Genomic DNA, 26,568 nt, shown 5'->3' on the forward strand with positions numbered 1-26,568 from the left:
CATGCGCCCTCGCCTCTTTTCGCAACAGCCGAGCTAGCCCGCGCAAGACCAGCCAGTCCGTATCCCAAATCCGCGGAACCGCCCTGCTTCCCCTCATCCCACCAGCTTTCAATGCACCACCGACCTGCTGGCGCCGATTCTATCTTTTTTCCGTCGCGCCAGGCGCTCGATGTCGAAGCGCTCAGAACGCACGCCTATCGTCCAGATTATCAAGCAGCAACTTGAGAACGAAGCCGGACAGCACCATGGACATCCCGGCCACGCAGGCGGTGGTGATCACGAAGGTCAGGTGCACCGATTGCTCCATCGGGCCGCCTATGAAGATCCAATGCAGTGCCAGCAATACGTCCGCGACAAAGCCCGCCACCGCGAGCATGCCGCCGGAAAAGACCAGCCATTCCAGCGGGCGGCCGCGCATCAGCCAAGGCACGACCCGGCCGCCGTGGCCCGGGTGATAGATAGCGATCGCCACCTTGGCCAGCATACCGAAAAGGATGGCCGAAAGGCCAATCAGCGTCGCCATCGCGGAGAGCGCGACGAAGTGAATTCCGAAATACCACCCTCCGATCCGGACAGGTCCCGCCGCGAGGACCGCAAGACCAGCAATACCGGACACCAGCAAGGTCGCTCCCGGTATGAGATACATGGTGTTGGGTGCATGCGCCACGATCAGCCGCAGATGTCGCCAACCGTCGCGGAACGAACGCAGGTGAGGTGGGCGGCCGCGCTTGTCCGGATAGAGCTTGATTGGCACCTCGCGGATCACCAGGCCTGCGCGATGCGCGTTGATGACCATCTCCGAGGCGAACTCCATGCCAGCCGAGCGCGCGCCCATTCGGCGAAACGCATCGCGGGTGAATCCTCGCATGCCGCAATGAAAATCGTGTATCGGAGAATGGTGAAGCCAGCGGGCAATCGTTGAAAGCGCAGGATTGCCGAGATACCGATGCAGAGCGGGCATGGCGCCGGGCTCGATACCGCCGGCGAAGCGATCGCCCATGACCAGTTCGGCACCACCCTCCAGCGCGTCGATGAAGTCGCCTAGGCTGCTCCAGTCGTAGGAATCGTCCGCATCCGCCATGACGAGATACTTGCCTCGTGCAGCTTCAGCCGCCGCGCTGATCGCCGCGCCGTATCCCTTGACCCGCTGGTGCACGACACGCGCGCCGAGGGACTCGGCAATCTCCACCGACCGATCGGTCGACCCATTGTCCCCGACGACGACCTCGCCCTTAATGCCCCGCTTCGAAAAAACGTCAAGCGCCTTGCGAATGCAGATGCCGAGCGTGCGCTCTTCGTTCAGGCAAGGGATAATGGCCGACACGAGAGGGGCCCCTGCGTCATCGGCGTGCTGCCCATCGAGATCAGTTGCGACGATCGCGAGATTCGACTTGTCGACCATCGTGCCCGCTCCTGCCCAATCGTCAGCCTTGCTTACAGCTTGGGCCCCAACATTTCCGCAGCCCAGCTGCAAGATTAGCAAGAACAAGTTAGGCAAAGATATACAGAACCATACGTCGTTGAGCGAATGACGTGGTTTGGCCAGTACGGGTGATGGCGGCGGGGCTTGAATTGGTGGCCACGCCTCGCGCCAAAGCATTCCAGGAAAAGCGTTACCCGGTTTCTGTTCGGAGTTGCGCGAGAACAAGTAGTTGGAACGCTACACCAGTTCCACTTCGACGACACCCGGCACCGCGCGCATGGCCGACGCGACCTGCGGCGAGATGCGATAGCGGTTGGGCAGTTCGATCTCCACCTCGCCCTGGCCGGCTTCCTTGATCAGCACGAAGCTCACCTGCCCCTCGCCCTTCACGGCAAGCTGGTTGGCAAGGATGTTGATGGGCTGAGCATCACGCACGAAGATGCGTAGCGCCTTTTGGATGCGGCTTGCTTCGTCCTCCAGCGACTGCACCGTCTGGATGCGCAGATTGATCCCCTCCGGCCGGTCTTCGGCCGAGACGGTGATCACCACCGAACGGCCAGGCTCCAGCATGTCGCGATACTGCGCCAGGCCTTCGGAGAACAGCACCGCCTCGTACTGGCCGGTGGTGTCGGAAAACTGCACGACGCCCATCTTTTTGCCGGTGCGGGTCTTGCGCTCCTGCTTCGTGGTGACGGTGCCGGCGAGCCGGCCGGCCGCAGCGCCGCGTTTGACCGCGGCGGAGAATTCCGCCCAGTTCTGCACCCGCATCTTCTGCAGCGCCGCCTTGTATTCGTCGAGCGGATGCGCAGAGAGATAGAAGCCGACCACCTGGAACTCGCGGTGCAGCCGGTCGGCGGCAAGCCATGGCTCGGCCGCCGGCAGGTTGAGCGCCTGCGATTGCGCGCCGAGCGAGGCGCCGAAAATATCCGTCTGGCCCGAGATGGCATTCTGCTGCGCCAGCGACGCGAGCCCCATCATCCGCTCCACGCCGGCCATCATCACGGCGCGGTCGTGCCCGAAGCAGTCCAAGGCCCCCGCCATGATCAGGCTTTCGAAGACGCGCTTGCCGACGATCTTCGGATCCACGCGCCCGCAGAAATCGGCAAGGCTCTTGAACGGCCTCTCACCACGCTTCTCGACAATGTGCTCGACCGCCGCGTCGCCGACGCCTTTGAGCGCAGCCAGCGAGTAGAAGATCTTGTTCTCGCCGACCTCGAAGGGTCGGAAGCTGGTCATCACCGACGGCGCCACCACCTCGATGCCGAGGCGCAGCGCGTCCTGGCGGAAATCGGCCAGTTTGTCGGTGTTGCTCATGTCGAGCGTCATCGACGCCGCCAGGAACTCGACGGGGTAGTGCGCCTTGAGATAGGCGGTCTGGTAGGAAACGACCGCATAAGCCGCGGCGTGCGACTTGTTGAAGCCGTAGTCGGCGAATTTCGCCAGCAGATCGAAGATGAAATCGGCCTGCGCCTTGCCGACGCCGCGCTCGACGGCGCCGGTGACGAAGCGCTCGCGCTGCTTGTCCATCTCGGCGCGGATCTTCTTGCCCATGGCGCGGCGTAGAAGATCGGCTTCGCCGAGCGAATAGCCGGCAAGCTCCTGCGCGATCTGCATCACCTGTTCCTGGTAAACGATGACACCTTGAGTTTCCTTCACAAGGTGGTCGATCTTGGGGTGGATCGAGGCCATCTCCTCCTCGCCATGCTTTCTGGCATTGTAGGTCGGGATGTTCTCCATCGGGCCTGGGCGATAGAGCGCGACCAGCGCGATGATGTCCTCGATGCAGTCCGGCCGCATGCCGATCAGCGCCTTGCGCATGCCCGCGCTTTCAACCTGGAACACGCCGACCACCTCGCCGCGCGACAGCATGGCGTAAGTCTCGGGGTCGTCGAGCGGGATGCGGGCAAGATCGATATCCACACCGCGCCGCCGGATCAGCTTCACCGCCGTTTCCAGCACCGTCAGCGTCTTCAGGCCGAGGAAGTCGAATTTCACCAGCCCGGCCTGCTCGACATATTTCATGTTGAACTGGGTGACCGGCATGTCCGAGCGCGGATCGCGGTACATCGGCACCAATTCCGACAACGGCCGGTCGCCGATGACGATGCCGGCGGCATGCGTCGAGGCATGGCGGTAGAGGCCCTCGAGCTTCTGCGCGGTGTCGAGCAGCGTCTGCACGATCGGCTCCTTTTCCGCCTCCTCGGCGAAGCGCGGCTCGTTGGCGATAGCGTCCGCCAGCTTGACCGGGTTGGCCGGGTTCTGCGGCACCATCTTGGAGAGCTTGTCGACCTGGCCATACGGCATCTGCAGGACGCGGCCGACGTCGCGCAGCACCGCACGCGCCTGCAGCGTTCCGAAGGTGATGATCTGCCCGACCTGGTCGCGGCCGTATTTCTGCTGGACGTAGCGGATGACCTCCTCGCGCCGGTCCTGGCAGAAGTCGATGTCGAAGTCCGGCATCGAGACGCGGTCCGGGTTGAGGAAGCGCTCGAACAGCAGCGAGAAGCGCAGTGGGTCGATGTCGGTGATGGTGGTCGAATAGGCTACAAGCGAGCCGGCGCCCGAACCGCGCCCCGGTCCGACCGGGATGCCTTGCGCCTTCGCCCATTTGATGAAGTCGGCAACGATCAGGAAGTAGCCGGGAAACTTCATCTTCTCGATGATGCCGAGCTCGAATTCGAGCCGCTCGCGATATTGCTCGACCGTGTAGCCGGGCGTCGGTCCGTGCGCGGCAAGCCGCGCCTCCAGGCCCTCGCGCGCCTGGCGCGCGAGCTCGGCGGCTTCCGCCATCTCGGCGGCGTCCTTGTCGGCGGAGTCGGCGCCGGTGAAACGCGGCAGGATCGGGCTGCGGTTCTTCGGATAGTAGGAGCAGCGCATGGCGATCTCGACCGTGTTGTCGATCGCTTCCGGCAGGTCGGAGAACAGCCGTGCCATCTCGGCCTGGCCGCGCAGGAAATTGTCGGGCGAAAGCCGCCGGCGATTGTCGGCGGCCACCACCGAGCCTTCGGCGATCGCAATCAGCGCGTCATGCGCCTCATAGTCTTCACGCTTGGAGAAGAAGGCCTCGTTGGTGGCGACCAGCGGCAGTTCGTGAATATAGGCAAGGTCGAGCGTCGACTTTTCGACCATACGGTCATAGCCGGCGACCCGTTCCAGCTCGACATAGAGACGGTCGCCGAAAAGCTCTTTGAGGACCAGCAGCCGCTGTTCGGCCAGGTCGCGGCGGTCCGCCTTCAGCGCGCTGCCGATGGGGCCGCGCGGGCCGCCGGTCAGGCATAGCAGGCCATCGCGATGGCTCTCCAGCATGGCGCTGGTCATGTGCACCGGCTCGCCGGGCGGCGTTTCCAGATAAACCTTGCTGATCAGCCGGACCAGATTGGCATAGCCGGCCTCGCTGGCGGCGATCAGCACGATCGGCGACATCTCGGGACCGTGCCGGCGGCGGTCGCGTTGGGCGTCGCTCGTTTCGCCGGAAAAGACCAGATCGACCTGGCAGCCGATGATCGGCTGGATACCGTCCTTGACCGCTTTCTGGGCGAATTCGAGCGCGCCGAACAGATTGTTGGTGTCGGTCACTGCGATCGCCGGCGCTTCATCCTTGACCGCGTGGCCGACGATGGCGCCGAGCTGCAGGGCGCCCTCGAGCAGCGAATAGGCTGAATGCACGCGCAGATGGATGAACCTCCGCGCAGGCGTCTCCGGCTGCGTAGCCTTCACGACAGCTTCGCGCTGCAAAGGGTCGCGTGGAAGTCGTTCATCCGCCATGTTTTTTCGCGCTATCTCAAGGACTCATCCGTGCAGATGTATTGTCCCGGACGCCGCGATGCCAGTCCAGTACAATCGACCGCGAACCACAAGCTTGCGGCCTATGTCGCCCTGGGTCAGGCGAACTCCATGATCACAGCGTCGACCGCGAGGCTGTCGCCCGGTTTGGCGTTAAGCTTCGCCACGGTGAGGTCGCGCTCCGCGCGCAGCACGTTCTCCATCTTCATCGCCTCGACCACGGCCAGCGTCTCGCCGGCCTTGACGTCTTGGCCCTCGGCGACGGCGATCGACACCACCAGTCCTGGCATCGGGCAAAGCAGCATTTTCGAGGTATCCGGCGGCAGCTTTTCCGGCATCAGCCTTTCCAGCTCCGCCGTCCGCGGCAGCATGGCTTGAGCCGTCACCGACATGCCCTTCCAGGCGATACAAAGGCCGTTCAGCACCGGCCGGACCTGCGCCGCGATCCGGTTGCCGCCGACCCTGCCGCGCCAAATCGGGTCGCCCGGCCGCCAGTCGGAAGCGACCGTCAGCGGCTCGCTGCCATTGATCGAGAGATCGATCTCCATCGGGATCGAGACCATGCCGTCGAGGATGCCGGCGCAAAGATAGTCCGCGCCGATCTTCACCACCCAGTCGCGCTTGAGATGGCCCGAATGCGGTGCCAACCGGCCGCTGAGCCGGTCGAGCCGGTCCCGCCGCAGCAGCTCAATCGCGGTGGCGATCGCGGCGAATACCGCCCTCTCCTCACCGTCCGGTTCGACCGGCGCGAAACCGTCCGGATACTCCTCGGCGATGAAGCCGGTGGAAAGCCGCCCCTCGCGCCAGCGCGGATGCTGCATCAACGCAGCGAGGAACGGAATGTTGTGCTCTATGCCGTCGACGACAAAACCGTCCAGTGCTTCGGACATGGCATCGATAGCCTCGAGCCGCGTCGGCGCCCAGGTGCAGAGCTTTGCCACCATCGGGTCGTAGAACATCGAGATCTCGGCGCCTTCGGCAACGCCGGTGTCGTTGCGGATCACCACATCGCCGAACATGCCCTCTTGCGGCGGCCGGTAGCGCGTCAGCCGGCCGATCGAGGGCAGGAAATTGCGGAACGGGTCCTCGGCATAGAGACGGCTTTCCACCGCCCAGCCGTTCAGCTTCACCTCGTTTTGCCTGATGCCGAGCTTTTCGCCGGCGGCGATGCGGATCATCTGCTCGACCAGATCGATGCCGGTGACGAGCTCCGTCACCGGATGCTCGACCTGTAATCGCGTGTTCATTTCAAGGAAATAGAAGTTCCTGTCCTTGTCGACGATGAACTCGACCGTGCCGGCGCTCTGGTAATCGACGGCTTTCGCCAACGCCACAGCCTGCTCGCCCATGGCCTTGCGCGTCTTGGCGTCGAGGAACGGCGACGGCGCTTCCTCGACCACCTTCTGGTTGCGGCGCTGGATCGAGCATTCGCGCTCACCCAGATAGAGCGCATTGCCATGCGCGTCGGCCAGCACCTGGATCTCGATATGGCGCGGGTCAACGACGAATTTCTCGATGAAGACGCGGTCATCGCCGAAGGAGCTTTTCGCTTCCGAACGCGCGCGCTCGAAGCCGTCGCGCACTTCCGCACTGCTCCGGGCGATGCGCATGCCCTTGCCGCCGCCGCCGGCCGAGGCCTTGATCATCACCGGATAGCCGATCTCGCCGGCAATCCTTTCGGCGTGGTCGGCATTTTCGATGACGCCCAGCCAGCCGGGCACGGTCGAAACCTTGGCCTGGCTGGCGAACTTCTTCGATTCGATCTTGTCGCCCATTGCGCGGATCGCCTTGGGCTTCGGTCCGATGAAGATGATGCCTTCCTTTTCCAGCGCTTCGCAGAAAGAGGCGCGTTCAGACAGGAAACCATAACCCGGGTGCACCGCTTTGGCGCCGGTTTCCTTGCAGGCGGCGATGATCTTCTCAGGCACTAGATAGCTCTGCGCCGCCGGCGACGGGCCGATATGCACGGCCTCGTCGGCCATTTCGACATGCACGGCGTCGCGGTCGGCATCCGAATAAACCGCGACCGTGGCGATCCCCATCTTGCGCGCCGTCTTGATCACGCGGCAGGCGATCTCGCCGCGATTGGCGATCAGGATCTTCTTGAACATTCGGATGTCGTTCCTCCGGCGAAGCCGTCTAGTTCTATGGACAATCCCGACGCGCCTCAAGTGTCTGCAGCCCCTGCCCTTCGGCGCTCGATGCTTTTGCAGAAGCGGCGTCGAAAAACGTCGCAACAGACGTTGGCCGCCACCTTCGAACCCGGTAAGGTGGTGGCGAGCGCAAGAAAATGGCAGGCGGTATTCGCCTCGCCGGGCAGGCTCGACGGCCTGCCATAAAGCTGAGACTTTTAAGATTGCCTTGGGAGGAATGCCTCATGAAAACGCGTGCCGCAGTTGCCGTTGGTGCCGGAAAGCCGCTGGAGATCATGGAGGTGGATCTTGAGGGGCCGCGCGAGGGCGAGGTGCTGGTCGAGGTCAAGGCGACCGGCATCTGCCACACCGACGAGTTCACGCTCTCGGGCGCCGATCCGGAAGGCATCTTTCCGGCGATCCTCGGCCATGAGGGCGCCGGCATCGTCGTCGATGTCGGCAAGGGCGTGACCTCGGTCAGGAAGGGCGACCATGTCATCCCGCTCTACACGCCCGAATGCCGGCAGTGCCCGTCCTGCCTGTCGCGCAAGACCAATCTCTGCACCGCCATCCGCGCCACGCAGGGACAGGGCCTGATGCCCGACGGCACCTCGCGCTTTTCGGTCGGCGGCGAGAAGCTGTTCCACTATATGGGCTGCTCGACCTTCTCCAACTTCACCGTGCTGCCGGAGATCGCGGTCGCCAAGGTCAATCCCGACGCCCCCTTCGACAAGATCTGCTATATCGGCTGCGGCGTGACCACCGGCATCGGCGCTGTCATCAACACCGCCAAGGTCGAGCAGGGCGCTACGGCCGTCGTCTTCGGCCTCGGCGGCATTGGCCTCAACGTCATCCAGGGCCTTCGCCTGGCCGGCGCCGACATGATCATCGGCGTCGACTTGAACAACGACAAGAAGGCCTGGGGCGAGAAGTTCGGCATGACGCATTTCGTCAATCCGCAGGAGATCGACGGCGACATCGTGCCTTACCTGGTCAACCTGACCAAGCGCGGCGCCGACCAGATCGGCGGCGCCGACTACACTTTCGACTGCACCGGCAACACCAAGGTGATGCGCCAGGCGCTGGAAGCCTCGCATCGCGGCTGGGGCAAGTCGGTCATCATCGGCGTTGCCGGCGCCGGCCAGGAGATTGCGACGCGGCCCTTCCAACTGGTCACCGGCCGGACCTGGATGGGCACCGCCTTCGGCGGCGCGCGCGGCCGCACCGACGTGCCGAAGATCGTCGACTGGTACATGGAGAAAAAGATCCAGATCGATCCGATGATCACCCATACGCTGACGCTCGACGACATCAACAAGGGTTTTGACCTCATGCATGAGGGCAAGTCGATCCGCAGCGTCGTGGTTTACTGAAGCAATGCCGCATCGGTCGTGGGCTGGAGCCCGCAACCTTTGCGGCTCAACATGGGAGGAAGGACGAATGGCGGAAAAATTGCATCCGAAGATCGACAACGGGCTGCCGAAGGAAAGTGCTGCCTTTTCCGGCGGCACGCTGGTCTGTCTCTGCACCAGCAACCCGGTGAAGGTGAAGGTCAAGGGCCAGATCGCCCACAACCATGCCTGCGGCTGCACCAAATGCTGGAAGCCGGAAGGCGCGGTGTTCTCGGTCGTGGCCGTTGCCGGCACCGGCGACGTCACTGTGGCCGAGAATGGCGACAAGCTGAAGGTGGTCGACCCGGCAGCGCTGATCCAGCGCCATGCCTGCACCAGCTGCGGCGTGCACATGTACGGCCCGGTCGAGCGCGACCATCCCTTCAAGGGTCTGTCCTTCATCCATCCCGAGCGTTTCGAGGAGGACGGCTGGTCGCCGCCCGGCTTTGCCGCCTTTGTCTCCTCCATCATCGAAGCCGGCGTCGACCCGAGCCGCATGGACGGCATCCGCGGCCAGCTGAAGTCGATCGGGCTCGAACCCTATGACTGCCTCAACCCCGCCCTGATGGACTACATCGCCACCTGGACGGCGAAGAAGTCGGGAGCCTTGGCGGCCTGACGATTGCGGGATTTCTGGTAAAGGGCCGGCCAACGCCGGCCCTTTGCACGTTTGGAGAGACGATGCCCGCACCCATCATCTACGTCGACGCCGATGCCTGCCCGGTGAAAGCCGAGGTCGAGAAGGTCGCGGAACGTCACGGCATTGCCGTTACCTATGTTTCTAATGGCGGCCTGCGCCCGTCGCGCGATCCGATGATCCGCAATGTCGTCGTCTCCAAGGGCGCGGATGCCGCGGACGACTGGATCGTCGAGAACGCCAAACCCAACGATGTCGTGGTGACGGCCGATATCCCGCTTGCCGCGCGCACGGTGGCGCTCGGCGCGCATGTGCTGGGACCCACGGGCCGTCCCCTCACGCCCGAGACCATCGGCATGGCGGTGGCGATGCGGGATTTGAAGCAGCATCTGCGCGAGACCGGCGAAAGCCGCGGCTTGAACGCCGCCTTCACGGCGAAGGACAGGTCAAACTTTCTCGGCGAGCTCGACCGCATCTTGCGGCGGGCGCTCAAATCCGCCACACCCGGCTGACCCGAAGCCCTTTGAGAACCGGCCATGGGCGACGACATATCCCTCAACACGCCGATCCACCGGCACGTGCAGTTCGCTTTGGCTGCGGCCATCGGCATTGTCGCGCTGCTTCTCGCCCTGATGCTGGGGGCGCCGCTGCCCTACTCCATCGGCGCCAACCTCTTCTTCGCCGCTTACACTCTTCTGGTGCTGGTCGCGATGCCGAGGCTCACCGTCCGTTACCTGAGCAAGAACGCGCGTGCCACGGACCTGCCGGTGCTGCTGATTTTTGCGGTCACGCTCCTGGTCGTCGGCCTCGCCATCGGCTCGCTGTTTCAACTCATCAACCAAAAGGCTGCCGCGCATCCGCTGGAGGTTCTGTTCGCGATGCTGTCGATCCCGCTTGGCTGGTTCACAATCCATGCCATGGCGGCGCTGCATTATGCGCATGTCTACTGGATGGACGGCGACGAGATCGACGAGAAAACCAGGAAGAAGAATCCGGTCGGCGGCCTCGATTTTCCCGGCGGCAAACGCCCGGAAGGCTGGGATTTCCTGTATTTCGCGACCGTCATCGGCATGACTGCGCAAACCGCCGACACTGGGATCACGACCTCGCGCATGCGCCAGGTCGTGCTCGTCCATTCGATCCTGAGCTTTTTCTTCAACACGGTGATCGTCGCCGCCGCGGTCAATCTCGCGGTCAGCCTGGGCAGTCCATAATAAATCCGTGATCGGATGAAACAACGCTTGGGCCGGAGACGTATTGGGAGGAGAACAAGGCTCTGAGAGGCCGCAGACGAGCGAGCCGGGAGGACACCAAGATATGGAGACCGTCGCCAGAAGCGAACCCTCCGCCGAGGTGGAAGCATCCGCGCCGAAGGACCCGACGCTGATTTACCGGCAATCGCGCTGGACGCGCCTGACCCATTGGCTCTGGGCGTTCTCGCTGTTCTTCATGCTGCTTTCGGGCCTGCAGATCTTCAACGCGCGCCCGCAACTCTACATCGGCAAGGAATCGGGCTTCCAATACAACAATACGATCCTCGAGATCGGCGCCGAAAACACAGACGGCGGACCGCGCGGCTTTACCAAAATCTTCGGGCATCGCTTCGACACCACCGGCGTGCTCGGCTGGTCCGGCCCTCCCGGACAGGAAACGCCGCGCGCCTTTCCGTCCTGGGCGACGATCCCGTCCTACTACGACCTCGGCACGGCCCGCGTCGTGCATTTCTTCTTCGCCTGGGTGCTGAGCGCAACCCTGCTCATTTGGCTGGTCGCGAGCCTGATCAACGGCCATATCCGCCGCGATCTTGCCCCTCGCCTGGATGACTTGCGCAAGCTGCCGCGCGACATCCTCGACCATGCGAGGCTGAAATTCCACCACGCGCGCGAATACAACACGCTGCAGAAAATGGCCTATGGCGGCGTGCTCTTCGTGCTGTTCCCGCTGATGATCATCACCGGGCTTGCGATGTCGCCGAGCATGAATTCGGTACTTCCCTGGCTCAATGAAATCCTGGGCGGTCGGCAGACGGCTCGCACCATCCATTTCATTGTCATGGTGCTGCTCGTGCTCTTCTTCGTCGTCCATATGCTGATGATCGTGGCTGCCGGCCCGATCAACGAGCTGCGCTCGATCATCACCGGCTGGTACCGCACCGACCCGCCCGCAAAACACGACCAGGCAACCGAGAGGAGCGCCTGACATGGCAAAATTCCAGATTAGCCGCCGGAAGTTCTTGACCTCCGCCAGCCTCGGTCTGTCAGGCATCGCGCTGTCCGGCTGCGATGCCTTCGACAGCGGTCTGGGCGTCGGCAGCGGGCTGCGCAGCTTCCTCGAAAACGCCAACGGGCTGACATACCGCGCACAGCGCCTGCTCGCCGGCCGGGACGCGCTGGCACCGGAATTCAGCGAGGCCGACATCCGCCAGCCGCAGCGGCCGAACGGCGTCACCGCGCCTGACGACGACACCTATAAGGGTCTTCTCGCCAATAATTTCGCCGACTGGCGCCTGGAGGTGACCGGCCTCGTCGAAAAACCGCTGTCGCTCACCCGCGAGCAGTTGCAGAACATGCCGAGCCGCACCCAGATCACCCGCCACGACTGCGTTGAAGGCTGGAGCTGCATCGCCAAATGGACCGGCACACCTTTGTCGCTGGTGCTCGATCAGGCCATCGTCAAGCCGCAGGCGCGCTACGTCATGTTCCATTGCCTCGACACGATCGAGCAAAGCCTGTCCGGCGACATCAAATATTACGGCAGCATCGACCTGATAGATGCCCGCCACCCACAGACGATCCTGGCCTACGGCTTGAACGGCAAGCCGCTGCCGGTCGAGAACGGCGCGCCGCTGCGGGTGCGGGTCGAGCGCCAGCTCGGCTACAAGATGCCGAAATATCTCTACAAGATCGAGCTGGTCGACGGCTTCGCCAAGGTCGGCGGCGGTCGCGGCGGCTATTGGGAAGACAATGGCTACGACTGGTATGCCGGTATTTGATGGCGCTTCGCCTGCAGGCCGAGCACGATCTTGCGTCAGCCGAGTTCAACGCGATCGAGAAAAGCCTCACGGCGACAATCGGCCATTCCAACATCATCCTTTGCAAGACGATGGCCTCGGCGACTAGGCCGCCTTGCTGGGCCGCCGTTCAGACCAGATCGGGTGTTGTCATCGGCGTCGGCTGCCGAGAGATATGTCGCTGGGAGGTGACAAGGTGTCGCCGACGGGCTATGGATGGCGCGTCGAGGGCTCAGGTGACTGAGTCCTACCTGTTTGCGGGAGAGAACAGCGCAAGCTGTCGCCGAAGGGGAAATCGCCCGAAATCTCTCAGGCAAAAGAACCGTGGACGGGAAAGACAACTCTGGAAAGTCGGGAATCTTCCCGCGCCGAAGGTGTAAGCGCTGCCGACAGAGTTACGGGGCGCGAGTCTCTCAGGCTTCAGACAGAGGGGCACGGACTGGACCGCTAATGGCGGTCGATTGCGTGCGACTCTGGAGAAGACATGACCGGCGAAGACACCAAACATCTACCCCTCGAGGATTTGCATAGCGCCGCGGGCGCGCGTTTCGGCGCTTTTGCCGGCTGGTCGATGCCGCTGACCTATCCGGCCGGCGTGATGAAGGAGCACCTCCACACGCGCGAGCATGCCGGCCTGTTCGACATCTCGCATATGAAGCTGTTCGAGGTCGGCGGCCCGGGCGCCGCCGCCCTACTCAACCGCGCCTGCCCGCTCGACGCCGGCGCGATGGAAATTGCCCAATCCAAATATACCTTCTTCCTGAACGAGGCCGCCGGCGTCATCGACGACTTGATCGTCACGCGTCTTGACGATGGCCGATTCATGGTGGTGGCCAACGCCGGCAATGCGGCCGAGGATGAAAGGCATCTGCGTGCGTTGGCCGCGGATTTCGATGCCAAGGTCGAGCCGCTCGACCGCGTCTTCCTGGCGATCCAGGGCCCGGATGCCTGGGCGGCCCTTTCGCGAGCCGGTATCGAAACGGGCTCGCTGCTGTTCATGCATGGTGTCGAGCCCCGGCAAAACTGGTTCATGAGCCGCTCCGGCTACACCGGCGAGGATGGATTCGAGATCGGGCTGCCGGAAGCGGATGCCCGCGATCTCGTCGGCAAGCTGCTGCAGGATGAGCGCGTGCAATGGATCGGCCTTGCCGCCCGCGATAGCCTGCGGCTCGAGGCCGGGCTCTGCCTGCATGGCCAGGATCTGACACCCGAGATCGATCCGGCGAGCGGCGGTTTGATGTGGGCGATCCCTAAGGAGCTCCGCGCTTCCGGTCACTTCATCGGCGCCGACGCGCTGCGCTCGATCCTCGAGCGCGGGCCGTCTCAGAAGCGGGTTGGCCTGAAGCCCGATGGTCGTCAGCCGGTGCGCGCCGGCGCCGCGCTTGTCGATGCCGACGGCAATGCGGCCGGCCACGTGACCTCGGGCGGCTTCGGCCCGTCGACGGGCCACCCGGTCGCCATGGGCTATGTCGACAATGCGCTGGCCAAGCCCGGCATCAGACTGTTCGCCGACGTCCGCGGGACCAGGATCCCGATCGATGTCACTTCGCTGCCCTTCACGCCACATCGCTACCGCAAAGGATGATATTCCGATGGCAAATACCTATTTTACTGAGGATCATGAATGGCTGCGCGTCGAAGGCGGCGTCGCCACCGTCGGCATCACCGACTATGCGCAGGAGCAGCTCGGCGATCTCGTCTTCGTCGAACTGCCGGAAATCGGCCGCAAGCTCGCCAAGGGCGACACTGCCGTAGTCGTCGAATCCGTCAAGGCGGCCTCTGACGTCTATGCGCCGGTCGACGGCGAGATCACCGAAGCCAACACAGCACTCTCGTCGGACCCTTCATTGGTCAATTCGGCGGCGACCGGCGATGGCTGGCTCTGGAAGATGAAGCTTTCCAACGCAAGCCAACTCGACAGCCTCATGGACGAGGCCGCCTACAAAGCCCATATCGGCTGATACCAGGATCTTGGAAATGACCGCAGCACCCATTCCTTTCTCGGCCCGTCACATCGGCCCCAGTGTCAACGATGTCAGGGCCATGCTCGCCACCATCGGCGTTCCGTCCGTCGAAACGCTGATCAGCCAGGCCGTGCCGAGATCGATCCGCCTCGACCTGCCGCTCAACCTGCCCACTCCGGCCAGCGAGGCCGAAGCACTGGCCGAATTGTCGGCGATGATGGTGAAGAACACGGTGCTGAAGAGCTTCATCGGCGCCGGTTATCACGGCGTCCATGTGCCGCCGGTCATCCAGCGCAACATGTTCGAGAACCCGGCCTGGTACACGGCCTACACGCCTTACCAAGCCGAGATCAGTCAGGGCCGGCTGGAGATGCTGTTCAATTTCCAGACCCTGGTTGCCGAGCTGACCGGCCTGCCGGTGGCGTCGGCATCGCTGCTCGACGAGGCCACCGCCGTTGCCGAAGCGGTCGGCATCGCACTGCGCCATCACCGCGACAAGCGCACCAAGGTGGCGCTTGCCGGCACGCCGCATCCGCAGACGCTCGATGTCGTGCGCACCCGCGCCGAACCGCTCGGCACCGAGGTCGACGGCGAGACCATCGACGACAACACCGCCGCCCTGCTCGTCTCCTGGCCGGACACTTTCGGCGTCTATGGCGACCACAAGGCGGCGATCGAGAAGGCCCGCGCCGCTGGCGCTCTGGTCGTCTTCATCGCCGACCCGCTCGCGCTTACGTTGACGGATGCGCCGGCCAAGCTCGGTGCCGACATCGCCGTCGGTCCGATGCAGCGCTTCGGCGTGCCGATGGGCTTTGGCGGCCCGCACGCAGCCTATTGCGCCGTCTCCGACAAGCTCACCCGTCTGATGCCCGGCCGCCTCGTCGGCCAGTCGACCGACAGCAAGGGCCGCCCAGGCTATCGCCTGGCGCTGCAGACGCGCGAGCAGCACATCCGCCGCGACAAGGCGACCTCCAATATCTGCACCGCGCAGGCGCTGCTCGCCAACATGGCGACGGCCTATGCGATCTGGCACGGTCCCGCCGGTTTGCAAGCGATCGCGGAGCGCGTCCACACTCTCGCCAACCGCCTTGCGGCGGGGCTGAAGACAGCGGGCGTGGCCGTTCTCGGAGCACATCGCTTCGACACTGTGACGGCGGAAGTGAAGGGCAAGGCAGCGGCAATAGCCGCCGCCGCCGAGAAGACTGGCCGGCTGCTGCGCGTCATCGATGCCGACCACGTCGGCATCGCCTTCGACGAGACCTCGACCGAAGCCGACCTCGAAGCGATCGCGGCGCTATTCGGCGCCAAGCCCGGCACGGTGGCAGCCGGCTCGATGCCCGGTCAGCGGCGCGGCAAGGAGTTCCTCACCCAGCCGGTTTTCCACGAGAACCACTCCGAGACCGAGATGATGCGCTTCCTGCGGCGGCTGGCCGACAAGGACCTCGCGCTGGACCGCGCCATGATCCCGCTCGGATCCTGCACCATGAAGCTCAACGCCGCCGCCGAGATGATGCCCGTGAGTTGGGTGAATGTCGCCAACCTGCATCCCTTCGCGCCGGCCAGCCATTCGGCCGGCTATCGGGCCATGGTCGGCGACCTGGAGGCCTGGCTGTCGGAGATCACTGGTTTCGACGCGGTCAGCCTGCAGCCCAATGCCGGCAGCCAGGGCGAATATGCCGGCCTGCTCGCCATCCGCGCGTATCACCGCGCGCGCGGCGAAGGCCACCGCACCGTGTGCCTTATCCCGTCCTCCGCGCATGGCACCAATCCGGCGAGCGCGGCGATGGCGGGAATGAGCGTCGTCGTCGTGCGCTGCGCCGAGGACGGCAGCATCGACATGGATGACATGCGGGCCAAGGCCAACGAGCATTCCAAGAACCTCGCGGCGCTGATGTTCACCTATCCCTCGACGCATGGCGTCTACGAGGAAGGCGCGCGCCATCTCTGCGCCCTCATCCACGAGCATGGCGGCCAGGTCTATTTCGACGGCGCCAACCTCAACGCCCTGGTCGGTCTCGCCCGCCCCGGCGATATCGGCGCCGACGTCTGCCACATGAACCTGCACAAGACCTTCTGCATCCCGCATGGCGGCGGTGGCCCGGGCGTCGGCCCGATCGGCGTCAGGGCGCATCTGAAACCCTATCTGCCGGGCCATGTCACGGAAGGTTCGGCGCATGCCGTCGCCGCCGCGCCCTTCGGCAGCGCTTCGATCCTGCCGATCACCTGGATGTATATCCGCATGATGGGCGGCTCCGGGCTGAAGCAGGCCACCGAGACGGCGATCGTTTCGGCCAACTATGTGGCGACGCGGCTCGCGCCGCATTTCCCCCTCCTCTACAAGGGCAGGAGCGATCGCATCGCCCATGAGTGCATTCTCGACACGCGCGTGCTCAAGGAGAGCGCCGGCATCAGCGTCGACGATATCGCCAAGCGCCTCATTGACTACGGCTTCCACGCCCCGACCATGTCGTTCCCGGTTGCCGGCACGCTGATGGTCGAGCCGACGGAATCCGAACCCAAGCGCGAACTCGACCGATTCTGCGAGGCGATGATTGCGATCGCCGGCGAGGCGGCGAAGGTGGCGAAGGGCGAATGGCCGCTCGACGACAACCCGCTGCTCAACGCCCCGCACACTGCCGCCGAGGCATTGGCAGGCGCATGGCCGCATCCATACTCGCGGATGGAAGCAGCCTACCCAGCGGGTGACGTCGATCTGGCAGCAAAATACTGGCCGCCGGTTTCGCGCATCGACAATGTCGCCGGCGACCGCAACCTGGTCTGCTCCTGCCCGCCGCTGTCGGAATATCTCGGCGCCGCAGAGTAGACGGTCAGGGCAAGTTAGGCCGAGCGCAGGGCTGGCCCGCTATCGGGCTGGTCCTCCTGGCGTTGGGCGATCACGCGGTTTCGCCCGGCGCGCTTTGCGGCGTAGAGCGCGGCGTCCGCCTCAGCCAGCACCTCGTCCAGGGTCCGGCCATCGGCGGCGCCAAATCCCATGCCGCCGCTGACGCTGCTGCGCAACGGACCACGTTGGGTCGGAACGATTTCGGTGCCGAAAGCGACCCCGATCCTGCTTGCCATATCGTGCGCCTTTTCCTGCGTCATGCGCGATAGGACGAGCGCGAACTCCTCACCGCCTAGCCGGAAGGCATCGACCCCGGCCCTGCCATATTTCTTGATCACCGCCGCGAAGCGGCAAAGCACCTGATCGCCGACGGGATGGCCGAATACATCGTTTGTGGTCTTGAAATGGTCGAGGTCGAACATCGCGATCGCCATGAACGGACCGAAGCTGCGACCGCCGTAAAGCTCGTTGAGCGCCCTGCGGTTCATCAGGCCGGTCAGCGGATCGGTCATCGTCGCGGCCTTGAGCTCGATCTGCGCCTGCAGATGGTGCAGCGAAAGCGTCAGCGCGCCGAAGCCGGTCATGCAGGCGACCGCGACGACGGAGTTCAACCGCTCCGCCCAGTTGTCGGGCGCGGCGCCTAGGATCCATTGCCCTTGCACCAGCAGCACCAGGCCGCACAGCGCGAAGGATATCCCGCAGGCGCCGCTGAGAAACGAAACGACGAGCAGTATCCGGCGGTCGTGATCGCCCTTCATCCAGAACATCGTTCCGATCGCGCCGAGCAGCGCCGTCACCGTCGAATAGGTGATCAGAAAGCCGACGCCATCGAAGCCGAAATAGGTGACGAGGGCGCAGGCCGCCATCGCTGCCAGCGCCGGCACGATGGCGCGGCGATAACTGCGGATGCCGAGATACTGCATCGCCGACAAACAGATGACGAGGAACCCCAGGCTGAGCAGGGCAAGCACCATCTGGCAGAGCCACGGGTTGGCGTCCTTGGTATAGCGCCAGAACAGGACGACATGGGCAACGAGCACGAGTATGCCGCAGGCGACCGTAAGCACGAAACGCGCCTGCGGCGCGGTGAGCCAGATCGCGAGCATCGTGACGCTGAGGCATGTGCCCGACAGCGCCGCCGCGAGCAGGAGCGAGCTGAAATCCAACATCTCTGAAGATCTGCCGTTGGGGAGACTCGTTGCTTCCTCAATGTAGGTTGTAGAGGCGTGGCGCAAACCCTTTTCGGCCGGTGTCCGCTGCTCGCTCGACAAAGGGTTTACAAAGCGTCGACATGTCCGCTGAAACTACGGCCCGGTTCCGCTGCGGGACGAGCCGGAAGCGGATCAGCTCTTGTCGAGCAGCGCTAGGTTGGCGTTGACCACGGTCTGGTCGGCGAGACCGGCCTTGGCTTCGAGCAGCAGCGCCCTTGCCTTCTTCTTGTTGCCGCGCAGGAGCTGCGAATAGCCCATATTGTTGACGATCTGCGGCTTGCGCCCGGCGACCCTCAGCAATTGCGTATAGGCGCGGTCGGCGAAGTCGAAGCGGCCGAGCTCGTCATAGGAGGCGGCAAGCCCCATCCAGGCTTCGGCATTGTCTGCCTTGAGCTCCACCGCTTTGCGGAAATGCTGTTCTGCAAGACCGAAATTCGCCTCCCGGAATTGCGCCTTGCCCTCCGTCAGGTCGGCGGCGCTGATATCCTTGGCCGTCGCCTGGATTGCGGTGGTCTTGGTCGTGTCGACGCTGCTGTTCGTAGTACAGCCGGTGATCATCAAGACGGCCGCCAATACCGCCGCTGCCGTGGAAAGTCTGTGACGCATGCCCTGCCCCGTCGCCCGATTTGCCGGGTCGTTCTTCAGCAAGGACCATACAGGAGAGCGATTAAGCTTCGGTGCCGAAATGCGCCTAAATTTCAGTTGCTTGCAAAGGATGCGTTAACCAGCACCGCCGGCCTCAGTGCGACGTCAGCCTTACCACGATCGGGATGATGGCGACCATCAGCACCACCGGCAGGATGCACACCGTCACCGGCACCGACATCTTGGCCGGCAAGGCATGTGCCTTTTCCTCGGCCAGCGACATGCGCTTGTGGCGCATTTCGTCGGAAAAGACACGCAGCGCTCCCGACAGGCTGGTGCCGAGCTCCTTGGACTGCTGCAGGAGCGTCGCGAAGGAGCGCACCTCGTCGAGGCTGAGGCGATCGGCGAGCGCTTTCAGCGCATCGTCGAGGCTGCGGCCGGCCCTCAGCTCCAGCGACACAAGCTGCAGGTTTTGGCTGAGCGACGGATAGGTCCTGGCGAGTTCCTTCGAGACCCGCTCGATGCCGGCCTCCATGCTCATGCCCGCGTCGGAGCAGACGATCATCAAATCCATGAAGTCGGGAAAGCCATTGCGGTATTCGCGCATCTTTTCCCGCACCTTCTGCGTCAGCACCAGGCCGGGCAGGAAATAGCCGGCCGCTCCCGACAGGATGATGAAGGTCCAGCGGCTGGTCACGGTCGATTCGGCGCTGGCCGCCCAATGGTTGACCAGGAACGCCCCAAGCGCCATTCCGACCAGCGCGGCAAAACGGATCAGGAAGAACGTACCGACGGCGCGCGGCTCCATGTAACCGGCCTGGATGAGCTTCATGCGCAGTCGCGCGACATTCTCCGGATCGCTCTTGGCATAGAATTCCTGCGCCCGCCTCACCGCCTTCTCGCGCACGGCGTTCGCGTTCTTCCTGGGTGCCGGCTCGGGCTGCTCGATCGGCTGCGCCGCCTCGACCTTCAGCCGGCGCTTGACCTCGTTGCGGTCGCCCTGCGCGACGACCAGCGGCCAGGCCACCGCGCCGCCGCCCATCACCAGCAGCAGCACAGCCACCGGCATCAGCGATGTCGGCGCTAGCGAGGCAAGGAAGCGGATGACCTCGTCCATTTCAGAACCTGAAATTCGACATCTTGAACATGATGGTATTGCCGAGCAGGAGCCACAGGATCGAGCCGCCCAGCATGTACCAGGTCTTCGGTATCCCCCACACCTCGCGATAGAATTGCGGCATCAGCACCATGATGGCGGTGAACAGAAGCACCGGCACGGCGGTCAGGATATAGGCCGACATGCGGCCTTCGGTCGAAATGGCGCGCACCTTGCGCCGCAGCTTGCCGCGCTCGCGGATGGTCGACGACAGGCCGTCGAGGATCTCGCGCAGATTGCCGCCGGAGCTGCTCTGGATCGAGACTGCGGTGACGAACAGCGGCAGGTCCTCATGGCCGACGCGATCGAACAGGTTGTTGAGCGCTGAAACCAGGTCCGAGCCATAAGTCACTTCGTCGGCCACGACGCCGAACTCGGTGCCGATCGGATCGGCCATCTCGCGCGCCACCATCGCGATCGCCACCGGCACCGGGTGGCCGGCCTTGAGGCCGCGCGTGATCAGCTCCAGCGCTTCCGGCAATTGCATGCCGAAGCGCTTAAGCCGGCGCTTGCGCAGAAAACGCATCGCCATAACCGGCAAGACCGGCACCAGCACAGGAAGCAGGACCAGCCCGAACAGCAAAGGCAGGCCGTACCAGACGGCGGAAAGCGCCAGAGTGAACGCTGTCCCCGACGTGATCGTGAGGAATTTGGGCATCGGCATGATCATGCCGGACTGCGTGCGCAAGGCGCGAAAGCGATCGAAAGAAAGGAGGGGCGTGCCCTCTTCCATGCCGCGCTCCTTGCGCAGCTGGATCAGCACCTGCTCCTGGCTGATCTTGTTCTCCGCCAGCTTCATGCGGCGATTGATCGCCGTGCGCTTGTCGCTGCGGCCGGCATAGAGCAGGTAGCAGCCTTCGGCGATCATGATGCCGGTGAGCGCCGCCGCCGCGTAGACGGCATAGATCGGGCTGAATCCCTCGAGCACCGGCTACTCCTGCGGCCGGCCGGGTTCGAAATACTTGCCCGGAAATTCGATGCCCATGTTGCGCAGGTCCTCGAGGAAGCGCGGTCGGATGCCCGTCGCCTCGAAATGGCCGACGATCTTGCCGTCCGCCTCCATGCCGGTGCGCACGAAGCGGAATATCTCCTGCATCTGGATGACGTCGCCTTCCATGCCCGTCACCTCGGCGACGCTGGTCACCTTGCGCTTGCCGTCGGACAGGCGCGTCAGCTGCACGATGATGTCGATGGCGCTCGCGATCTGGCTGCGGATCGACTGCACCGTCATCGGCATTCCGGTCATGCCGAGCATTTGTTCGAGGCGCGATATGGCGTCGCGCGGCGTGTTGGCGTGGATGGTCGCCATCGACCCTTCATGGCCGGTGTTCATCGCCTGCAGCATGTCGAAGGCCTCCTCGCCGCGGCACTCGCCAAGGATGACGCGGTCGGGCCGCATGCGCAGCGCGTTCTTGACCAGATCGCGCTGCTTCAGCTCGCCATGACCCTCGATGTTTGCCGGGCGCGTCTCCATGCGCGCGACATGCGGCTGCTGCAGCTGCAACTCGGCGGCGTCCTCGATGGTGATCAGGCGCTCGTCCTCGGGAATGAAGGCCGACAAGGCATTGAGCATCGTCGTCTTGCCGGTTCCGGTGCCGCCGGAGATGATCGTCGTCTTGCGCGCATGCACGGCCGCCGCCAGCACCTCGGCCATGTTCTGGGTGATTGCGCCGAACTCTACCAGTTTGTGCAGGCCGAGCTTGTTCTTGGAGAATTTGCGGATCGACACCAGCGGCCCGTCGACGCCGACCGGCCTGATCGCGGCGTTGAAACGCGAGCCGTCGAGCATGCGGGCGTCGACCATCGGCTGCGATTCATCGACGCGACGGCCGACGGCCGCGACGATTTTATTAATGATCCGAAGCAGATGCGCCTCGTCCTTGAACGGGATATGGACCTGCTGCAGCTTGCCTCGCTTTTCGACGAAGCAGTTCTGATGACCGTTGATCAGGATATCGTTGATCTCCGGATCCTTGAGCAGCGGCTCCAGCGGGCCGAGACCCACCATCTCGTCGACGATGTCGTCCACCAGCGCGTCGAGCTCGGCGGTGTTGATCGCCATCCGCTCCTGACGGGTCTTTTCCGAGACGAACTCATGCACCTGGCGGCGCATTTCGTCTTTGGGCAGCCGCTCCAGCGCGACGAGGTTGATTTCTTCGAGCAGCATGCGGTGGATGCGCACGCGCGCGTCGAGCACCTTGTTGGCGCTCTTTGCGGGTGCTGCTTCCGGCTTCGGCGGCGCCGGCTTGCGGGTCGTCGGAATGACCACGGCGTGATGCGCAACGGGCGCGGGTTCGGGCGCCCGCAGCGGACGGACATCGCGATTCTGCAGGTTGGAGAAGCGGCTGCTCATCCTGCTTTCCTCTTCAGGAGGCCCTTGCCGAAGCCGAACAGCGACTTCGACTTTGCCGTCGTTGCCACCGCCTCCTCGGGCAGGATGATTTTCTTCAGGTCATTGACGACATTGGCGTTCGGATCGATGTCGTGCAGCGGCACGCCGCGGTCGACGGCCTCGCGCACCAGCCGGTAGTTGTTGGAGATGCCGCCGACGAAGTGCTCGCCGAGGATATCCTGGACGTCGGCCTGCTTGATGCCGCTGTCGAACATCTTCTGCTCGAAACGGTTGACGATGACGTTCGGCTTCACTTCCTTGCCGGCCGTCTCGTAGATGGCCTGGATGAGACGCTGCGTGTGGCGCAGGCAAGGCACCGTCATCTCGGCCACGATATAGAGCTTGTTGGAGCCGAGCAGCACCGTCTCGGTCCACGGGAACCAGGTGCGCGGCATGTCGATGACGACATTGTCGAAATAGGCCGAGACGAGGTCGAGCATGCGCACCACGACATCGGTCTTGAACGAGCGCATTTCGGAAGGGCGCGTCGGCGCCGCCAGCACGCAGAGGCCGCTTGCATGCTTGGACAGCATGACGTCCAGCAGCTGCCGGTCGAGGCGCTCGGGCTGGTTCTCGATTTCGGTGATGTCGAAGCGTGGTTCGAGGTCGAGATATTCGGCGCAGGCGCCTTGCTGGAAATTGAGGTCGACCACGCAGGTCGAGGCGCCGCGCGTCACCGAATGGTGCAGCTGGAAGGCGGTCTGCAGGGCAAGCGTGGTGGTGCCGACACCGCCGGCCGCCGGCATGAAGGTGTAGATTTGCGATTCGGAGTTTTCCTCCCGCCCCGGCCCCTGCAGCGCGCGAATGACGGAACGCACCAGATCGGCGGTGGTGATCGGCTTCACCAGGAAGTCGGCGACTTGGAGCTGAACCAGGATGCGCACCGCCGCCGCATTGAATTCCTGCGTGACGACGACCACGGGCACGCGGCCTTCGATCCTGCGCATGATGCGCTGCAGCGACTCGATCTCTTCGAGCTTGGCCGCGTCCATGTCGACAATGACGGCGCCGAAATCGGTCTCCTGGACCTCGCCGCGCAGTTCGTTGACGCTTTTCTCGACCGTCAAAAGCTCGATGACCTCGGATGCAGCGAAAGCCGTCCGCGTGTCCTGCGAAAACGCCCGATCGGTCGAAACGAGCAGGATCTTCTTGGTCTTGGTGCCCGATGCCATGGTCGTCAGCTCATCAGTCTGCTGTCGTTGATACCGATGTCGTCGAAGCCGGCGCCGCGCCGGCCTTCGCGCCCGCGGCATTGGCCGTGGAGCTCGTGCTCGGAGCCGGCACCAGGAGCCTGGTGTTCTGGACGCCGTACTGCCAGGGGTCGACCATCTGCATGGCTGTGTTGGACGCCTGGGCGTTGCCGGCGGCCGGAGACACGCCTTCGGTGCGCACATAGTCGTCGCTGGTGCAGCCGGAGAGCGCGCCGGCGAGCAGCAGAGCGATGCAAGGAGCCAGACGCATGGCTTCAGTCCTTCGGCAGATCGAGGAAATGGCCCGACGTGGTCGCCGCCACCGGACGGGCCCCGCTGCCGTCGGCCAGCGCCAAGGGGCGCTTGGGAGCGGAAGCGTCGACTTCCTCGGTGTTGTTCAGGAAGTAGTCGGCATTGCTTGGCGGGCGCGTTCCGTCGGTGGGTTCGACCATCTTCTTCGACGGGTCGACCGGCTTGACCAGGTAGGGCGTGACGATGATCACCAGATCGGTCTCGCGCCGCTGATAGGATTTCGAGGAGAACAGCGGACCGAGAACCGGCAGCTTGCCGAGCCCCGGCAGGCGCGAGGTGGTGATGTCGTTCTGCGACTGCAGAAGGCCCGCGATCATGAAGCTCTGGCCGTTTTTCAAGTCGACCGACGTCTTGGCGCGACGCACGATGAAGGCAGGAATGGAAATGCCGCTGCTGACTTCGATCGACGCAGAGGGATCGATCGACGAAACTTCCGGCGCGATATCGAGGCTGACCAGTCCACCCTTGAGCACTGTCGGCGTGAAATCCAGACCGACGCCGTATTTCTTATAGCTGACGCTGATCTTGCCGTTGTCCTCGGACACCGGGATCGGGAACTCGCCGCCGGCAAGGAAGCTCGCCGTCTGGCCAGAGCGGGCGATCAGGTTCGGCTCGGCCAGCCGCCGGGCGAGACCGCGCTCTTCCAGCGCCTTGATGGCGATGTCGATCGAAACCCCGTTGGAAAGCAACCGGCCGATGATCTCGCCGGTCCCGGCGGTCGGCACGGTGCCCGGGTCGATGATGACGTCGCGACCGCCGACGCCGAAGGCAAAGTTGGCCCCGTATTTGGCACCGAGATCCTGTCCCGCCTGCCGGTTGATCTCGACGAAACGGACATTGAGCTGAACCTGCTGCGAGGACGAGATGTTGACCGAGTTGATCACTTCCTCATTGCCGGAGAAGCGCGACGCGATCTTGCTCGCCTTGTCGGCCGCGACCGCGTCTTCCGCCTCGCCCGAAAGCACCACGCGGCCGTTGGCCGAACCGACCTTGATCTTGGCATCCGGCACGCTGGCGCGGATGGTGTTGGCCAGTTGGTCGGTGTCCAGCGTCACCTCGATGTCGATGGTGCCGACGAGCTGCTTGTTCTGATCGAACAGCGCGATGCCGGTGGTGCCGAGATTGTTGCCCAACACATAGAAGGACTTGTCGGTCAGCGGATTGACGTTGGCGATCTCCGGATCGCCGATGACGATCTGATAGAAGGCCGCGTTCGTCATGATCGTCTTGGGCTTGCCCTTGGCGACTTTGATCGAGGCGTTCTTGGTCGCCGAGACGTATACGACGTCGTTGTTTGCCTGGGCCGGCGCCCCAAAGGCCAGCATTCCGGCGGCTGCCAGAAAGGCGCCCGCCGCCATTGCACGCAGAAGGCGCAGCCCTCTCGTCGTCCGTTCTTTGTTCAACACATGCATTGTCCCGTTCCCGCCGGTCCCCACCGGCTATTGTTCTTGTTCCTTGGAAGGAACGACGTCTCCCTCGGCGGGCTTGGAGGGAACCTTGTATTCCTCCACCTTCGTGCCACGGGACACGATCACCGTCTTGAATTTTGGCTCCTCCGGATCCTTCGCCACCGCCTTGACCAGCGAGGCGGCGCTTGCCTCGGCGCTCGCGGCAACCGAACCGCCGAAGGAAGAGATGGTGGTAAGCCCGTTGCCGCTGGCGCTGGCATCGGCGGCGGACCGCAAAGACAGCGACAAGGAGCCGACGGTGCGGGCGAGCGCTACCTTCTGCGCCCCTTCGTTCGTGACCTCGAGGGTGACGGAATTGGCGACCTGCGGCTCGGTCTTGCGCTCGTCCGCGCCCTGCCCGACCGAAAGCACCTTGGCGTCGGAGACGACGATTTCGGACGTGACCGTCGAGCCGGCTGCCCCTTGCGCGTTCTTGGACACTTCCTGGATTTCGCCGGCATCGCGCGTCAGCACGACGTCGACCCGGTCGCCCGGCGTGATGAAGCCGCCGACGCCGGCGATCTCGTCGGTGCGGATGGTGACTGCCCGCATGCCCGGCGACAGCATGTTGGAAAGTGTGGCGCGGCCATTCGGTCCCGACAGCTTGGCGAGCAGCACCGGCTCGTTGACCTCGATCGGCGACAGCACGACGCGGCTGCCTTCGGCCAGCAGCTTGTCGACGGTCGGGAAGGCGCCTTGCGGCAGAGAATCCTGCGGCCACGGAATTTCGGTGAGTTGCGACCGGTCGAGCTGCATGCCGTAGCGCAGCGGCGCATTCGCCACGACGATGGTCTTGAACTCGACTTTGGGCTCGTGCGGCACCACGATCGATGCCGTCTTCTGCTCGGACTGGGCCCTCGCCTGGCTTTTGACCCAGAAGTCCGCGGCAAAGATCGAGATCGCGCCGAAAACGGCTGCGATGCCGATCATGGTTATGGCCCTGCCCTTCACAACGAACCCCTGACGCCCCGTGGTCTTTTGCCGTTGAGGCTCACGCTAGGCGTTAATGTTAAAGAATCAGGAATCCGAAGGGGTGGAGCCCGCCCTATTTCCGGCGGCTTGGTTATCGAATGGTTTTGGAATAAGAGACAG

The 26,568-nt window shown here is 63.9% G+C and carries 21 protein-coding genes and 1 riboswitch; of the genes, 9 read left to right on the top strand and 12 right to left on the bottom strand.

Going from position 1 to position 26,568, the window contains the following annotated elements; translation table 11 throughout:
- Positions 1-181 precede the first annotated feature (181 nt).
- The 3 genes from P9254_RS02670 to P9254_RS02680 form a co-directional block, all read right to left on the bottom strand.
- On the bottom strand, positions 182-1,402 hold the full coding sequence (locus P9254_RS02670; protein ID WP_278053844.1) for a glycosyltransferase family 2 protein: 1,221 nt from the start codon (positions 1,400-1,402) through the stop codon (positions 182-184).
- A 258-nt stretch (positions 1,403-1,660) separates the two neighbouring features.
- Entirely contained in the window at positions 1,661-5,188 is a 3,528-nt protein-coding gene (dnaE, locus tag P9254_RS02675; RefSeq protein WP_278053843.1) for a DNA polymerase III subunit alpha, read from the bottom strand.
- 116 nt (positions 5,189-5,304) lie between these two features.
- Positions 5,305-7,317 (bottom strand): acetyl-CoA carboxylase biotin carboxylase subunit, encoded by a 2,013-nt coding sequence (locus P9254_RS02680; RefSeq protein WP_127324096.1) that lies wholly within the window; start codon positions 7,315-7,317, stop codon positions 5,305-5,307.
- Positions 7,318-7,583: 266 nt separating this feature from the next.
- On the opposite strand from P9254_RS02680, the gene P9254_RS02685 reads away from it, so the two are divergent.
- The 9 genes from P9254_RS02685 (at position 7,584) to gcvP (ending at position 17,164) form a co-directional block, all read left to right on the top strand.
- Positions 7,584-8,711, top strand: coding sequence for an S-(hydroxymethyl)glutathione dehydrogenase/class III alcohol dehydrogenase (locus tag P9254_RS02685; RefSeq protein WP_127324095.1), 1,128 nt, complete (start codon positions 7,584-7,586; stop codon positions 8,709-8,711).
- A 67-nt stretch (positions 8,712-8,778) separates the two neighbouring features.
- Entirely contained in the window at positions 8,779-9,348 is a 570-nt protein-coding gene (gene gfa / locus P9254_RS02690) for an S-(hydroxymethyl)glutathione synthase (protein ID WP_067000227.1), read from the top strand.
- Positions 9,349-9,410: 62 nt separating this feature from the next.
- Positions 9,411-9,878 (top strand): YaiI/YqxD family protein, encoded by a 468-nt coding sequence (locus P9254_RS02695; protein ID WP_278053840.1) that lies wholly within the window; start codon positions 9,411-9,413, stop codon positions 9,876-9,878.
- 24 nt (positions 9,879-9,902) lie between these two features.
- Positions 9,903-10,580 (top strand): DUF1345 domain-containing protein, encoded by a 678-nt coding sequence (locus P9254_RS02700; RefSeq protein ID WP_067000220.1) that lies wholly within the window; start codon positions 9,903-9,905, stop codon positions 10,578-10,580.
- 103 nt (positions 10,581-10,683) lie between these two features.
- Positions 10,684-11,565 carry a cytochrome b/b6 domain-containing protein gene (locus P9254_RS02705; protein WP_278053839.1) on the top strand — a complete coding sequence of 294 codons (882 nt, stop codon included), beginning with the start codon at positions 10,684-10,686 and terminating at the stop codon, positions 11,563-11,565.
- A gap of 1 nt (position 11,566) precedes the next feature.
- The gene (locus P9254_RS02710) at positions 11,567-12,358 is read left to right on the top strand and encodes a molybdopterin-binding protein (protein ID WP_278053837.1); all 792 of its coding nucleotides are present in this window, start codon (positions 11,567-11,569) and stop codon (positions 12,356-12,358) included.
- Positions 12,359-12,624: 266 nt separating this feature from the next.
- A riboswitch (glycine riboswitch) is annotated at positions 12,625-12,711 on the top strand.
- A 149-nt stretch (positions 12,712-12,860) separates the two neighbouring features.
- Positions 12,861-13,961, top strand: a complete 1,101-nt coding sequence (gene gcvT / locus P9254_RS02715; protein WP_067328080.1) for a glycine cleavage system aminomethyltransferase GcvT — start codon at positions 12,861-12,863, stop codon at positions 13,959-13,961.
- 7 nt (positions 13,962-13,968) lie between these two features.
- A complete protein-coding gene (gene gcvH, locus P9254_RS02720; RefSeq protein ID WP_067000208.1) occupies positions 13,969-14,337 on the top strand; it encodes a glycine cleavage system protein GcvH in 369 nt (122 codons plus the stop codon).
- A gap of 16 nt (positions 14,338-14,353) precedes the next feature.
- Positions 14,354-17,164: an aminomethyl-transferring glycine dehydrogenase gene (gene gcvP / locus P9254_RS02725; RefSeq protein WP_278053834.1), complete on the top strand. Its 2,811-nt coding sequence runs from the start codon at positions 14,354-14,356 to the stop codon at positions 17,162-17,164.
- A 14-nt stretch (positions 17,165-17,178) separates the two neighbouring features.
- Here gcvP and P9254_RS02730 read toward each other — a convergent pair whose 3' ends face one another.
- From P9254_RS02730 to cpaB, 9 genes are all read right to left on the bottom strand, one after another.
- Positions 17,179-18,351 carry a GGDEF domain-containing protein gene (locus tag P9254_RS02730; protein WP_278053833.1) on the bottom strand — a complete coding sequence of 391 codons (1,173 nt, stop codon included), beginning with the start codon at positions 18,349-18,351 and terminating at the stop codon, positions 17,179-17,181.
- Positions 18,352-18,525: 174 nt separating this feature from the next.
- Positions 18,526-18,999: a hypothetical protein gene (locus P9254_RS02735; RefSeq protein ID WP_127216322.1), complete on the bottom strand. Its 474-nt coding sequence runs from the start codon at positions 18,997-18,999 to the stop codon at positions 18,526-18,528.
- 133 nt (positions 19,000-19,132) lie between these two features.
- Positions 19,133-20,095: a type II secretion system F family protein gene (locus P9254_RS02740; protein ID WP_095829898.1), complete on the bottom strand. Its 963-nt coding sequence runs from the start codon at positions 20,093-20,095 to the stop codon at positions 19,133-19,135.
- A 1-nt stretch (position 20,096) separates the two neighbouring features.
- Positions 20,097-21,062, bottom strand: coding sequence for a type II secretion system F family protein (locus P9254_RS02745; protein WP_278053828.1), 966 nt, complete (start codon positions 21,060-21,062; stop codon positions 20,097-20,099).
- Positions 21,063-21,065: 3 nt separating this feature from the next.
- Positions 21,066-22,487, bottom strand: a complete 1,422-nt coding sequence (locus P9254_RS02750; RefSeq protein WP_067000192.1) for a CpaF family protein — start codon at positions 22,485-22,487, stop codon at positions 21,066-21,068.
- Positions 22,484-23,698 carry an AAA family ATPase gene (locus P9254_RS02755; RefSeq protein ID WP_278053827.1) on the bottom strand — a complete coding sequence of 405 codons (1,215 nt, stop codon included), beginning with the start codon at positions 23,696-23,698 and terminating at the stop codon, positions 22,484-22,486. The genes P9254_RS02750 and P9254_RS02755 overlap by 4 nt, the downstream gene beginning before the upstream one ends.
- Positions 23,699-23,711: 13 nt before the next feature.
- Positions 23,712-23,987: a hypothetical protein gene (locus P9254_RS02760; protein ID WP_067328063.1), complete on the bottom strand. Its 276-nt coding sequence runs from the start codon at positions 23,985-23,987 to the stop codon at positions 23,712-23,714.
- A 4-nt stretch (positions 23,988-23,991) separates the two neighbouring features.
- On the bottom strand, positions 23,992-25,386 hold the full coding sequence (locus P9254_RS02765) for a type II and III secretion system protein family protein (RefSeq protein ID WP_245322498.1): 1,395 nt from the start codon (positions 25,384-25,386) through the stop codon (positions 23,992-23,994).
- An 81-nt stretch (positions 25,387-25,467) separates the two neighbouring features.
- A complete protein-coding gene (cpaB, locus tag P9254_RS02770; protein ID WP_127404309.1) occupies positions 25,468-26,406 on the bottom strand; it encodes a Flp pilus assembly protein CpaB in 939 nt (312 codons plus the stop codon).
- Between the last annotated feature and the right edge of the window lie 162 nt (positions 26,407-26,568).

This window comes from Mesorhizobium sp. WSM4983 (genome assembly GCF_029625765.1).
Lineage (GTDB): Bacteria > Pseudomonadota > Alphaproteobacteria > Rhizobiales > Rhizobiaceae > Mesorhizobium.